This is a genomic window from Shewanella sp. T24-MNA-CIBAN-0130, from assembly GCF_040310185.1.
In the GTDB taxonomy this organism is placed as follows: Bacteria; Pseudomonadota; Gammaproteobacteria; order Enterobacterales; family Shewanellaceae; genus Shewanella; species Shewanella psychromarinicola.
In genome coordinates, this window is the sequence record NZ_JBEOPP010000064.1 from 1 (window position 1) to 14259 (window position 14259).

Genomic DNA, 14259 nt, shown 5'->3' on the forward strand with positions numbered 1-14259 from the left:
CCATCGATGCTTGAAGCAGTATTAAAGGCTGGATTCAGTGGTTAGGTTAAAAATTAAACACTCATGCGGTAGCCCTGTCTTTTCGCCCCCTTCAGGGTATCGACTAAGTCTATTTTACTACTGTCCGTAATTACGCTGGTGATTGCATGTTGATATTGATACGAAACCCACATGCCAATAATAGCGAGTACAACACTAGATATAGCAATCAATGAGCCAAAAACAGCTGAAATATCTACTTTAATTAAAAGCGCTCTTTCGAAAAGAAAGAGGTAACAGACTAATATATATAAACCGTTACAAATAAGAAATTTATAAGTACTTTTCATTCTGTGACCTATTGGTTTACTGCATTTTTCATTGTATCTTCATCTTCATTATAAACGGGTAACAAAATTTCTTCTTGTTTTTCAGAAATTGCTATGAATACAACTGTCGCAGTAGGTAATTTTTTATCAATTGACTTAATATCCAAGTCTATTTTAGTTTTTATAATAGAGTCGGATAGCCAGATAGTTTTACTTGACCCCTTTGTCCTAAATCCAATGAGATTGTTGGATCCATTTTCATTTTCCTGATCATACTGATTGATGATCTTTTTTATCAAATGTGAATCACACTTGAATGGGCTTGAAATCGTAAAGTCGCGGTTTGAAGCCTCGTTTATAGCGTCTTTAAATAATTTAGAATCATCATCATCAGACATGAAATTAGGTATTAATTCATTAAATGCATTGTTTAGTTTTTCCCATCCTTTTCTCACCAAATGGCGATCATCAGTTTCATATTTTGTAATATGAACTTTTTGTATGATTTTTGAAATATTTTCAGCCTTGTCAATCAAGGATTTTTTTTCTGCTTGGTTAGTATACTTACTCCATACCAGTCTGAATTGGCATTTCTTGTCTTCGCCTTCACTATCTGAATAATATGTATCGCCATCAGAATTCGTCTGTTTATACTTGCTTAAATTTTTGAAGTAAGATGATATATATTGTTTTATAGATCGGAGGTTATCTGATGATTGAGGCAATCCGACATGTAACATGAGATCTTTTTTAGGTATAAAATAAAAATATGATGGTAATCCAATTATAGAGTTCTCATCACCGTCTTCTTTCACCGTTGAGTTTCCTATTGATTGACTTCGAGATAACGATAGTACTTTATTCTCTACATTCGACATTTCATTCCAAAGAGTAATAACAAAATTACCACTGCTCTCGTCATGATAAAAATCACTACAATAAATATTATTACCAGAGTTATCAGGTCCTTTAGTGCTTGTGCTTCCTAAGTTTTCCTGTTTTTTCAGCCAATTAGAAAATAATTGAATAAAATGTTCATACCCGCCGAATAAAGGTACTTCAGTTAGACTTTTTTTGTTATAAAATCCAAATTTATTTATTTTAAAATAAGTTATCTCACTCTTCATTATTAGGTTTTCCTTTCATTGCAATAAGTGGGCTCAACCCAAGATTTTCAACATTCATCATTTCCCCACCTCACTCTTACTCAAACATCGCTGTGCTACTTGATAAACAATCGCATCGACTTGTTGTTGGGTGAGTGCTTGGGTTCGGACGGCTGGTATGGTTTTGACTAGCTGTTTGTGATTTAAGATGGGGAACGGTGGCCGAGTTTGGCTTGTCACGTACCAGCCGGGGAATACTAATACTGGGCTTGCAAACACAGGCTGGCCTGTGGCTTTAGTTAACCATTGGCTGACCCATGTTGCTTGTCGGGTTGCTTGTTCGATTGGCTTGGTTTCAGTCCACGATGGAAAGCATAAGCGGCCGTCTTTATAACATAGTTGGTAGTCTTTACCTTTAGTGGCACTAGTCGCTTTACTGTCGCGTTTGCGTTTGTGGCGGCCTTTGGTTTCGATGGCGAATACGCCATTTTTACCTATGGCTAAGTGGTCGATGTTAAAGCCGTCGGCTTGTATGTCGTGAAATACTTGATAGCCTAAAGCTTGTAAGCCTATTAGCTCGTTGGCAGTGGCGATTTCTGCTGTGTGACCTAAGCGTAATTTAGTGAGTTTTGAGAAGGTTTTCCATGTTTTACGTCCACAATAAATCAGTCCAATAACGGCAACTATGGCGAAAAGGTATGGGAATGATTTTTCAGTAATATGCTTTTGAATACTCTCGGTGGCAAACGGAAAGCTCACTACCACCACGGCCATGGTTAAGCCACCGAGTAGATCAAATTGTAACTCTTGAATTTGTTGCTGTAGGCCAAATGCAGGGATGCGCAGAAGTTGCTCGCGATCTACCGGCAGTTTAACCGTGTGATCACGGTATTTAAGCAGCAAGAACATTATGCCTATCATCAAAAACATGCCCGAAAGCAATATGCCGATGGCGAATACATTGGTAAACAAGCTTGTCATTTTCATCCTTGAGCGTGATGTCAGCTATATGTTCGCTTCATCACAGGTCAATCCAAGTAAATAGGATCTAAGTAATTTGTCTGTTTTTTTTGAAATGCATTAAACAAGGTCTAAGGGGGAGGGCTTTCAAGCTGTGAGCAAGTGCTGTGGGTCAACATTTACGTTTTCTTCCCTGACTTTAAGTCTGTTTACTACGTTGTCTTTACTGACTGTCGCCATTCCATGTGTTATTCACACAGTAACCGATTTTACTTGCGGCTATCAATCACTATTTGTTTATCTTTCAAATAAGTAAAATAAGTGGGATCAAAGTCTTAGGGATCCCCACGAATTTAATAGCATGCCTGTGGATCCTTGATTAAATCTTGTCGCGTCTTGATCCCTGTTAGCCAGTGAGACTGCAACTGCTTCAACTGCCTATCTTTGTATGATCTTAAGCCAATGAATGGGTTTGAGAGCACGTTACAGTGCTTGGTTTAGTTCGCTTAATGCCTATGTTAATGGCAGCTTTGACGGCTAAAGCTAGCAGCGAAAGCTCAAGTTGAGATTGGCAGGCAACGAGTCGCAATACCTTGAGCCTGTTCGCGTTTCGCTGTCATTCATTTTTAGACCTGCTTAATATCCCTAAAGCTCTCTTCTATTTGCATCCTCGTCGCATAAATTTTAACGACCTTTTAGCTGTATCGCTGGTGCGACATAGTGATGTTGCCAGCAACCAAGGTTCCTTTTCTCGATTTGCACTTGCACTAGACGGTTTACTCCGCCTAGTTTTATCATCTGTTGCAGTTTTATTCTTTTCGTTTTTTCCTTTTTATGAGGCATTTGTCAGTTTGTGAAATCATTTATTTATAATGATTATAAGTTTACTTCAGAATTAATTTTAATTAAATTGTGAATTAATGTGAAAAGATATTGAAAGTTATTAACGAGGTTGTGAATAGTTATTAATGGTTATTGGTTTAATAAAAATAGTTATGAATAAAGACGATATGATTTCATAAGTTATATTATGTTTAAATCATTCTCATTTATATAAAGTGCAAATTTAAAATCATAGTAACCAGTAAGAGTTATTGAAAAGATACAATTAAAATCAATGGCTTGTAATTTATATTTGGTAATTTAAATATCAAAAAAATACATCCAACAGGCAAGGCTAAATAAAGATCTCGATCCCGAATAAATCATTTATAAATTAAAAATCACAGATCTAACAATACCTCTAAAGTAATAGCTTCGTATTTTAATTAATTCAAACTACAATTTAAATGCAAACTAATTAACACCAACGTTACCAAATCATATAATAATTAACTGTAAGGCCAAGATGATGAACAAATGTATTATCACTACGTTACTTTGTGGGATATTCGCTTTCGCGTGCTTATCTCTCTCAGTTCAGGCGGCCCCCTGGAACCAACTCACTGGTGAACAACTGGAACAGCAACTGACGGAGAAATTTGCTCAGGGTAAATACTCTAACAAAGGTGCCGACTCCTGCCTGATGTGTCATAAGAAAAATGACAAGGTCATGGCGATATTCGATGGCGTGCACGGTAGCCCGAGCCAACAGGGTTCGCCTATGGCGGGTCTGCAATGCGAAGCCTGCCATGGCCCGTTAGGCAAACATAACAAAGGCGGCAAGGAGCCGATGATCGCCTTTGGCAAAGAGAGCAAGCTGTCCGCTCAGAGTCAGAACAGTGTCTGCCTGGGTTGCCATAACGATCCTAAGCAGATGGCATGGCATAGCAGCAGCCACAATTTAGACGAGGTGGCCTGCAGCGATTGTCATAATATCCACACCGACAACGATCCGGTTATGGACCAGCTCACGGTCAATGACACCTGCACCTCTTGTCACACTCAGCAAAAATCTGCCATGAATAAGCGCTCATCTCACCCGATGAAATGGGATCAAATGACCTGTATCGATTGTCATAATCCACACGGTTCTATGAGTGAAAGTGCGCTGAATCACGCCACGGTGAATGACACTTGCTATAGCTGTCATGGCGAAAAACGTGGCCCCGTTTTATGGGAGCATGCGCCAGTGACAGAAAATTGTGCCAACTGCCATAACCCCCATGGCAGCGTTAATGAAGCCATGCTCACTCAAAGAGCGCCACAACTGTGTCAGCAATGTCATATGGATGATGGTCATGCTAGCCGTGTTGTACAGCAAGGCGGAAGTGACGCCTTTGGCGGCGGTAAGAGTTGTCTCAATTGCCATAGCCAGATCCATGGCTCCAATCACCCAGCCGGCAGCAAGCTGCAGCGCTAATTAGGAGTAACTCAAATGAGATTCAAATTTAACCTCATCACGTTATCACTTCTCGCTATATCAGGTGTGATAACGGGCTCTGCAATGGCGGCTGACTTTGGCGTGAACAAGGCCAATACCAGTACCGTTAACCAGCAAGTCTTTCAGTGTAAGCGTTGCCCTCAAGTTGCAGGTTATAGCGGCAGCATCGGGGTCAATGCCGCCTATATTGACAGTGATGACATTCACTCAGGTAATGCGTTCGGTACCGACAATGACGGGGCTAATGGCAGTGTGGATGCCGATTTACATTATCGAAACAGTGCAGGCTATAAAGCCAAGTTCCAGGCACACCAGTTAGGTCTGGATAACGGCTTCGCTCATCTTGAAGCAGGAAAGTCAGGCCACTATAAACTGGTGGCAGATTATCAGCAGCTGACCCGTTATCAGTCAGGCGATGCACGCAGTCAGTTATGGTACCAAGATGGCGTGCTGACACCGAGTGAGCATACTCAAATTCAGGAGCTCTCGCTGCAGAGGAACAAAGCTGGCTTAGGTTTGAGCTATGGCCAAGACTTTTATCAGGCTTATGTGCGTTATGAGCACGAGCATAAAACCGGTTACCAGAGCAGTAGCATTGTCACTCCGCGCCCGGTTAATTTCGGCCTGCCAGTCGATGCCAACACAGATAACCTCACCGCGGGGCTGTCACTGTCTGGCGATAGCTGGACGACAGACCTGAATTATTTCGTGAGTCAGTATAAGAACGATATCGACGCCTTAAGTCTCCCCTATCTGTATGACGTTTTTGCACCCGCGCCTGACAATCAGGCTCATCAACTTAGCTTGTCTGGCCAATATCAATTTAACCGCACCGTTATGAGTGGTCGCCTGGCATCGGGCAAGATGACCCAAGACGATAATTTAATTCAAATGTCCGCTAATCCACTGCAAAACTGGGACGGGGAAGTCGATACCTTAGACGGCAAGCTGTCAGTCACTTCGCTTGTGAGCCACAAACTCAGACTCGGCGGCAGTGTCGATTACGCTAAGCGCGACAATAAGGGATCGGTATGGGAATTTGCTCAATATGAAGTGAACGGGATCACGGGGGCATTTAAACAAAATGTGCCTTTAGACACCGAGCGCCGCGGCCTCAAGCTTAATGCCAAATACCGCCTAAGCAGTGACTATCGCTTACAAGCTGGCTATGACCGCAAAGAGATGGAGCGCAGTTATAGTGACCGCGAACAGACCAGTGATGATGTGCTGTGGGCCAAGCTCAATGTCCGCGCATTGGATAATATCAAGCTTAAGTTCAAGGCCAGTCTGGATAACCGCGGCGGCAGCGAATATCAAACTAGCGAACTGACCTCATCTGAAACGAATCCTTTGCTACGCAAATACTACTTGGCTGATAGAAAGCGCACCGCTTTCGAAGCCAAGTTTAATCACACCCCAACGTCGTGGCTCAGTGTGGATATGACGGCCCGCTACGCCAAAGATGATTATAACGAGACGCAACTGGGTCTGAGCGGATCTGAAGATTACGGCTATGACATCAACCTTGGGCTGCAGCTTGATGCGCACCTATCAGGGTATGCCTTTGCTGGTCAGCAGTGGATCGAATCCAATCAAGCTGGCAGTCAGCGTTTCTCAACCCCTGATTGGTTCGCCGATATCGAAGATGAGTTTATCAATTTGGGTGCTGGTTTCAACTATAGCGGGCTGCTTGAAGACAGGCTCAGCCTAGGCGGGGACTACCTATTTGCAAACTCCACCAGCAACACGCTGGTCACCTATGACGTTACCACGCCACAGGGGGATTACGATTCTTTCAACCATAGTCTCAAGCTACATGCGAACTACGCATTAAGCGAAGAGATGGCGTTAAAGCTGGCTTACCAGTATGAGCGCTATTACGACACCGATAACGCGCAAATTGATGTCAATACAGTTCCAGGACTGACCACCTTAGGTAACCTGAACCATAACTATAACGCGCACCAAGTGATGTTGTCGTTTAGCTACCAGCTGCGCTAATGCAAACAGTGCTAATCATAACTGCAATGAGGAAAAGATAATGGAACGCAGAAGTTTCTTAAAAATGAGTGCCGCACTCAGTTGCGTAGCAACGGTTTCAGGCTGTAACTCAAGCTCTAAAGATGTTGAAGTAGTGCCGCCTACGCCACCTGTTGCCGCTGAAAAGCTCAACTGGTCGGCTTGTCTGGTTAACTGTGGATCTAACTGTCCGGTACAGGTTTTTTCTACCGATGGGGTGATCACCCGGGTTGAGTCTCAATTTACCACCACAGATAAATTCGGCGACCACGATGTGCGCGCCTGCCCACGGGGCCGCTCCTTGCGTAAACGTGTCTATGCACCGGATCGCCTGAAATACCCGATGAAGCGTGTTGGTCCTCGTGGCAGCGGACAATTTGAGCGGATCAGCTGGGATGAAGCCCTTGATCTTGTCGCCGAAAAATTGCAAGACACCATATACCAGTACGGTAATGAATCGATTCACTTCACCTATAACTCGGGTGCGCGTTATCACTTTTCGGGTAAGCAGTGTCTCTACCGTCTGATGAACCTTAAGGGCGGTTATCTCAACGTCTATGGCGATTATAGCTGGTCACAAATTTATGAAGCAGCCGGACAAACATACGGCTCAGCCGGTCCTGGCTGGCAGGGAAGCAGTGTATCTGAGATGCAAAACTCAGACTTAGTGCTGATGGTTGGCTACAACCCATCCGAGATCCGCATGAGTGGTTCGGGCGAAGCCTATGACTTCCTGGTACAAAAGCAGAAGCATAACTTTAAGACTATCTTGATCGATCCTCGTTATACCGACTCTGCCGTAGGTAAAGAAGATCAATGGCTCGCTATCCGTCCGGGTACCGACGCGGCGCTGTTCGAAGCTTTGGCTTATGAGTGGATCACCACTAACACAGTCAATCAGGCCTTCTTGGATAAATATTGTGTCGGTTATGACGAGAAAACCATGCCTGCAGGCATTGGATATGAAGAAAGCTATAAGGCGTATATTCTCGATAACGCCACGGTTGGCGACTCAATTCCGGGCGTTAATGCTAAAACGCCAGAGTGGGCTGCTGCTATCACAGGTATCGAAGCCCACCTTATTGTCGAATTGGCCCGTGAACTGGCTGCGGCTCGTGCCCCTTTCATCCAGATTGCCGCTTCGCTAAACCGCCAGGCTGCCGGTGAAAACAACACCCGTGCAGGTTACATGTTGCCTATCTTATTAGGTCAACTGGGTCTGCCGGGTACTAACTGTGGCGGTCTGTGTAAGGGCTCTTCTCTACACGCACCGTCAATGCCTACTGGCTCAAACCCAGTGAAGAAAGCCATCTCATTCTTTACCTTCACTCAGGCCATCGAAGACGGTAAAAACATGACCGTCCTGTCCGATGGGGTACAAGGTGTGGATCTTGATGACGAGGGTGACGGCAAGTTGGGCACTGATATCAAGGCGATCATCAACTATGGTGGTAATGCGCTGATTAACCAACACTCTGATGTGCGTAAAACCGAGAAGCTACTCCAAGATGAAGCTAAATGTGAATTTATCTTAGTCGTCGATAACTGGATGACGCCCAGTGCCAAGTTTGCCGATATCCTGCTGCCAGATGTGTCATGGCTTGAATCAGAAGACTTAGTTAACCAAAGTTACGCAGCGGGTGATACCGCCTCCTTGGTACAGATGAGCACAGGCGTCGACCCTATGTTTGAGAGCCGTCCTATCTATGAGGTTTGTGTCGACTTAGCGAGACGTATGGGGGTTGAATCTGAGTTTACCGAAGGTAAGAGCCGCAAAGAATGGCTGGATCAATTCTATGCCGAATCTAAAGCTGCCACCCCAGAATTACCAGCAAAAGAGCAGATGCTCACACAAGGTATCTATCGCAAGTATCTGCCGAACGGCGGTTATATCGTACTGGAAGATTTCCGTACCGATCCCGATGCAAATCCTCTAGGCACACCCTCTGGAAAGATTGAGATCTACTCATCACGCCTGGCAGAGAAAGCCCGTACCTGGAAGCTCAAAGAGGGTGACGTTATATCTGCGCTGCCTAAATATGTGCCCACTTGGGAAGGTTATGAAGATACTGAGACCAAGAAGAAGTATCCATTACAACTTACGGGTTATCACACTAAGGGCCGTGCCCACTCAAGCTTTCACAACGTCCCCTGGCTACGTGAAGCCGTACAGGATGCAGTATGGATGAATCCACTGGATGCGAGTAAGCGTGGACTCAAAACCGGTGACAAGGTCCATATCTTCAATGATCGCGGCACCATCGAGGTCGAAGTGAAGGTAACACCTCGTATCATGGTCGGCGTAACTGCACTGGGTCAGGGCGCATGGTTCCTACCCGGCGGCGCGGTGGATAAAGGCGGTTGTTTAAACGTGCTGACCACACAACGCACCACACCGGTAACGAAAGGCAATCCTCAGCACACTAACCTGGTTGAAATCCGTAAGGTCTGATAGGAGTTAACAATGAGCAATAATATCCAATACGGCTTTCATGTCGACGCAAGTAAATGTACTGGCTGTAAAACCTGTCAGATATCGTGTAAGGATCGTAAAGATCTTCCCGTTGGCATCAATTGGCGCCGGGTGTATGAATATGGTGGGGGACAATGGGCAGAACATGGTGATGGTACTGTAAGCCAAAACGTATTCGCCTATTACCTGTCTATCGCTTGTAATCACTGCTCTGAGCCTGTGTGTGTTAAGGCCTGTCCAACTGGCGCAATGCACAAGCGCCGCGAAGATGGTTTAGTCCATGTGGCGGCTGATCTGTGTATCGGTTGTGAAAGCTGCGCAAGAGCTTGCCCATACGATGCACCGCAGATAGATAAAGATCGTAAGGTGATGACCAAGTGTGATGGTTGTTTTGAGCGCTTGGCTGAAGGTAAACAACCTTCATGTGTCGAGTCTTGCCCTATGCGTGCTATCGATTTTGGCCCCATGGACGAACTGAAGGCTAAGTACCCGGGCGCCATTTCACCGGCTGTTGCCCCGCTGCCACAAAGCAGTGTCACTACGCCCAACTTACTTATCACACCTAACCGTCATTCTCGCCCAAGTGGTGCCACTGATGGAGAAGTGTTGAACTACGCAGAAGTTTAACCCCCCTGATTGGTGCCATTCATTTGGAGTGGCACCTTTATTAGCGTTTTTTTGCTGTTAGTTGCGACACATTTTAGTTTCGACACATTTTAGTTCAAACACATTTTAGTTCCACAAACGAGGTTAGCATGTCATTCCTTACCGAAAATGAACGCCTAGAATATCAAGGCATTGCGCGCATTCTTCACAATGTACTCTTTAACGATCCGACCCCTGAGTTAATCCAAGGTTTTATTGAGCATGGTGTTGCTCAAAGCTGGCCACAGTTCAGCGCATCGGCCAAAGAGTCGAGTGGCCGCGAGTTGCTGGCCAATTATCTCGGCCAATGGACTGAAGATAAACAACAAGCCTTAAAACTGGACTATGCACAACTCTTCTATGGACCGGGCGAGCCCAATGCTGTGCCTTGGGGATCGGTCTACTTGAGCGAGAGGCAACTGCTCAATGACAAGTCGACTATGGCACTAAAAGCCTTCTATCAAGAACAAGGGATCAGCTTCGAGCTCGATAGCAATCAACCCGTTGATCATATCGGCCTATTTTTCGCGGTATTGGATCAAATGTTTACCCAATGGGCGCAAACTGAAGATAACGAACCACTAGAACGAAGTTGCATGATCTTGCTCCAGCAACACTTACTTCCTTGGTCGGGTCGCTGCCTGGAGCTTATGACTGAACATGCTAGAACTGATTTTTATCGCGGCATAGCATTGTTGACTCAAGTTTATTTAGAGGGACTAATCAAAAAATTAAACCTAGTTCCAATAACGGCACGCCTATATCGTTAATAGGCAGTATCGTTAAGAGACAAGGTTTTATAACGGGTGGGTTGATATGACGTTCATTAAGGCGCTGGGCGCTCAGTGGAATAAAGGTAAGTTGTCGCAACAGCTTGAGCGGGTTCTGATGTTGGAGCCCGAGATCCAGTCGCTTTTTATTGGGGCAACCACAGTTACCACAGTCTCTAATTTAATCGCCGCCATCGGCTTTAAAGACTCTATGACTCAGGAACAAGAGCAGCAGCTCAGCCATGAGTTTATGCTCACCATACTGTTCGACTGCTTTCGGTTACTGATGATTAAACAGATTGAGCATGACAATCTGAGCCAAGCCGAACATCTGATCATTCAGCTTACCAAAATGTGGGCAACGAAAGAGTTGGGCGACAAGCCAGTTAATGAGTCCCGCCTGACTCAATATCGAGCGCTGCAACAACAAATCCTCAACCTTAGCGAACAGCTCGATGAGCTCAATCGGCAGAGACTGCTGCAAAAACGCAATATGTGACGTTAGCCACTTCAAATTTAACAGGCTAACAAATAGCTAACTTTTTCATCTTACTGCGCATGGTATTCGGGTTGATATCCAGCAATTGAAAAGTGATCACCCGATAAGTGAGCTATCGATAAATGCGCAATCGATAAGTGAGCAATCGAAAAGCGAGCAATCGAAAAGCGAGCAATCGATAAGTGAGCAATCGATAAGCGAGCAATCGAAAAGTGAGCAATCGAAAAGTGAGCAATCGATAAGTGAGCAATCGAAAAGTGAGCAATCGAAAAGTGAGCAATCGAAAAGTGAGCAATCGAAAAGTGAGCAATCGATAAGTGAGCAATCGATAAGTGAGCAATCGATAAGTGCGCTATCGAAAAGTGGGGCAGAGTCTAACGAGTCTCCATCTACTCCAATGACGCCACAATCTCACGGAAAAATTCGATGGTTTCTTGTTTTGAATTCAATTCATCAAGAAAGCCTAAATCGGCACTGTTTTTAACGATCACCACATTGTGTTTTTGGTTTACATAAATATATTGTCCGTATACACCGACACAGAAAAATTCACCTTGCTGTGCTTCTGGCGGTAACCAAATTTGATAGCCATAACCTAATTTTCCGACTTGCGGTTGTAGGTAATCTGCTTGTGGGGTAGTGGCGGCTTTTATCCAAGCAGCTGACACGATTTGCTTGCCATTAAATGCGCCGTTGTTCAGTAATAAGCGGCCGAAGCGGGCGTAGTCGCGGGTGGTGACATTTAAGCCGCCTAATGCGAATTCAGTCCCTTGGGAGTCGGTAAGCCAATAGGCATCGCTTTCCATGCCGATGGTATTCCAAATATTTTGCTGTAAAAGCTCGATTAATGATTTACCAGAAACGCGTCTGAGTATCATGCCTATAACATGGGTGTCCATACTGACATAATGGAATGCTTTGCCTGGGGCTGACTCATTAACCAGTTCACTGGTCATGTGATCTAACGAGCCGCCAATGGCCAGTACACGGCCCATTTTGTTAATGTCAGAATAAAAATCTTGATAGTCTTCGTCCCATTTAACCCCAGATGACATTTGTAATACGTGTTTTACTTTGACCTTGGCATAACCAGAATTGGCAAGCTCTGGCAGATAAAAGTCGACTGTTTTTTCAATATCTATGTTGCCAGCATCCACTTGCATACCGAACAATATCGACACAAATGATTTGGCCATTGACCACGAGATGCGTTTGTCATCACTTTTGGTACCTAGAAAATATTGCTCGTAGGTTATTTTGTCGTCTTTAAGCACCAGTAATGCGGTTGTGGCTCTGCGTGTGAGAAACGCTTCGGTATTGGTTGAGCTGTTTCGATAGTTAAACGATTCAGGCAAAGGCGCTAAGGCGACGTCGAACACATAAGGCTCGCCTTGTTTAACGATTTTTTTGTTAAAAAAGACATCTTTCATATTGGAAAAATTATCTACCACTAGGGCTTCATCAAATAAGGTTACTACGCTGTATAAGCGATTAACGCTTTGCCAATTAAACGCAACAAGGATGATAAAAATAACAAAAAGGCTTAATAAGCCACCTTTGATGAACTTAAATAAAGTCGACATTGACGTTTCCAGATAGATAAAATGGATGTAATGACAATAACCTATAGTTATCATCGACATAAATCAACTGCTTAACAAACCTGTCATTGTCGTCCTTGAACGTGTTTGAACTATGCAATCGGTCGCCATTCTACAGCCATAAATCTGCATAAATAATTTACTCCAGTTGCGTGTAAATGTAAGTGGCAGCGATGTGCTTTTATTTAAACACAGCTGTTTGAATTGATACGCTATCAAGTAGACTGGTTGCAGCGCCTAAAACCTCTGTTCTGTAATAAATTAACGTTTAGTTGACGATGTTGTTACGTTTTTCTCTATTGCTAAAGTAGGTAGTAGCAGTGTTTAATACATTCTGTATGATGTATTTTGTTGAAAAATATCAATAATTTATGGTTTTTTGTTTATTTTAGCGTTTCATTACTTTAGAGTATTCGCCGCTAGGAAAGCGCGTTAGCCCGACGGTAAGGTTAGGCTACATTTGAATTAATGGATAACCCCACTTTTTATGATTTATCCATTCTTTATATCTGCTTGAATCTCCTAGCGTAAAATAATCAAATAAAGGAATGATTGATGAAAAACGTTACTGCATTAGCACTAGTATTAGGTTTTGTGGCTTTACCCGCTATGGCTGCACAAGATGCACCATTTCACCACGAAGCGGGATTAGACTATTCTGCTAATACTGAAGAATTCGGTGATGGTCTATGGGACCTTAACTACCGTTTCTATCTTGACTCTGTATCACAAGAAAAAGGCCCTTATGCATTAAATGGCTTTTTAGCACAATCTACTAATGTGGGTGCTAGCTACTCAATGCAAGATGATATCGACCTTGATATTTTCTCTGTTGATGGCACTTACGTTTTTGATTCAAAGTGGTTTGTGGGCGCTAAAATCGAACGTTATGACGCTGGTGCTTTCGATACTGATACTTACAAACTTGATGTAGGTTATTACTTCAACGACAGCTCAAAAGTCGCTGCGTTCTATGTTGATGGTAGCGATATTGATTCAATCTATGGTCTTGAAGCGCGTAGCTTTATTGATCTTAAGAGCACTACTGGTATCGATTTAGGTGCGATGTGGACTCATACTGATGATGACGATATCTTTAACGTAAACGCTGACTGGTATGTAACTAAAGCATGGTCTGTTGGTTTAGGTTATGACGATAACGGTTCAGACGACAACTTTACTGCTAAAACAGCTTATTGGTTACGTATGTCAGATTCTTTTTCAGCGACTTTTGAGCTAGCAAAAGTACTTGATTCTGACGTAGACGGTTTGCTTGTTGGTGTGGGTGTTGTTGGCCGTTTCTAAGCGCTAGTTAGAAACGATTAATAGCTAATTGTTGATAGATATCGATGATTTATAAAAAGATTAAGGGGCCTTTAGGCTCCTTTTTTTGTATCTGCAATAGTGTGAAAGTAATACAGTGAAAAGTCATAGTGTAAATTACAGTATGCACTTATCACATAATTCGACATTAGCCGTTTTAACCTGTTAACTCCGCGGAGAAAAGCATCTGCTTCCACTAAGGTAATAAGACGTTTTCATTGGAGGTCACGTC

Annotated in this window: 11 protein-coding genes and 1 pseudogene; 7 read left to right on the forward strand and 5 right to left on the reverse strand. The window is 43.7% G+C overall.

Translation table 11 applies throughout. The annotated features are described in order from the left end of the window. Positions 1-53 precede the first annotated feature (53 nt). The 4 genes and pseudogenes from AAEZ02_RS18810 to AAEZ02_RS18825 form a co-directional block, all read right to left on the reverse strand. The gene (locus tag AAEZ02_RS18810) at positions 54-329 is read right to left on the reverse strand and encodes a hypothetical protein (RefSeq protein ID WP_351124456.1); all 276 of its coding nucleotides are present in this window, start codon (positions 327-329) and stop codon (positions 54-56) included. A gap of 8 nt (positions 330-337) precedes the next feature. Next, positions 338-1435, reverse strand: coding sequence for a hypothetical protein (locus AAEZ02_RS18815; protein WP_351124459.1), 1098 nt, complete (start codon positions 1433-1435; stop codon positions 338-340). 57 nt (positions 1436-1492) lie between these two features. Next, the gene (locus AAEZ02_RS18820; RefSeq protein ID WP_351124462.1) at positions 1493-2395 is read right to left on the reverse strand and encodes a nuclease-related domain-containing protein; all 903 of its coding nucleotides are present in this window, start codon (positions 2393-2395) and stop codon (positions 1493-1495) included. A gap of 332 nt (positions 2396-2727) precedes the next feature. Next, a pseudogene (locus tag AAEZ02_RS18825) lies at positions 2728-3200 on the reverse strand (transposase); the annotation flags it as partial. 522 nt (positions 3201-3722) lie between these two features. Here AAEZ02_RS18825 and AAEZ02_RS18830 point away from each other — a divergent pair. The 6 genes from AAEZ02_RS18830 to AAEZ02_RS18855 all read left to right on the forward strand — a co-directional run bounded on the left by AAEZ02_RS18830 (position 3723) and on the right by AAEZ02_RS18855 (position 11103). Next, entirely contained in the window at positions 3723-4676 is a 954-nt protein-coding gene (locus AAEZ02_RS18830) for a DmsE family decaheme c-type cytochrome (RefSeq protein WP_351124465.1), read from the forward strand. A gap of 15 nt (positions 4677-4691) precedes the next feature. Beyond that, complete coding sequence (locus tag AAEZ02_RS18835) at positions 4692-6698, forward strand: MtrB/PioB family decaheme-associated outer membrane protein (RefSeq protein WP_351124468.1); 2007 nt, start codon at positions 4692-4694, stop codon at positions 6696-6698. A 40-nt stretch (positions 6699-6738) separates the two neighbouring features. Continuing rightward, the gene (locus AAEZ02_RS18840) at positions 6739-9168 is read left to right on the forward strand and encodes a DMSO/selenate family reductase complex A subunit (RefSeq protein ID WP_351124471.1); all 2430 of its coding nucleotides are present in this window, start codon (positions 6739-6741) and stop codon (positions 9166-9168) included. 12 nt (positions 9169-9180) lie between these two features. Next, positions 9181-9816 carry a DMSO/selenate family reductase complex B subunit gene (locus tag AAEZ02_RS18845; RefSeq protein WP_101032756.1) on the forward strand — a complete coding sequence of 212 codons (636 nt, stop codon included), beginning with the start codon at positions 9181-9183 and terminating at the stop codon, positions 9814-9816. Between the two features lie 128 nt (positions 9817-9944). After that, on the forward strand, positions 9945-10604 hold the full coding sequence (locus tag AAEZ02_RS18850) for a TorD/DmsD family molecular chaperone (protein ID WP_124013803.1): 660 nt from the start codon (positions 9945-9947) through the stop codon (positions 10602-10604). A 46-nt stretch (positions 10605-10650) separates the two neighbouring features. After that, entirely contained in the window at positions 10651-11103 is a 453-nt protein-coding gene (locus AAEZ02_RS18855) for a hypothetical protein (protein ID WP_351124475.1), read from the forward strand. A gap of 389 nt (positions 11104-11492) precedes the next feature. On the opposite strand, the gene AAEZ02_RS18860 is transcribed toward AAEZ02_RS18855, so the two are convergent. Then, entirely contained in the window at positions 11493-12686 is a 1194-nt protein-coding gene (locus AAEZ02_RS18860; protein WP_351124478.1) for a serine hydrolase domain-containing protein, read from the reverse strand. 573 nt (positions 12687-13259) lie between these two features. Here AAEZ02_RS18860 and AAEZ02_RS18865 point away from each other — a divergent pair. Then, a complete protein-coding gene (locus AAEZ02_RS18865; protein WP_351124481.1) occupies positions 13260-14009 on the forward strand; it encodes a putative porin in 750 nt (249 codons plus the stop codon). Positions 14010-14259 lie beyond the last annotated feature (250 nt).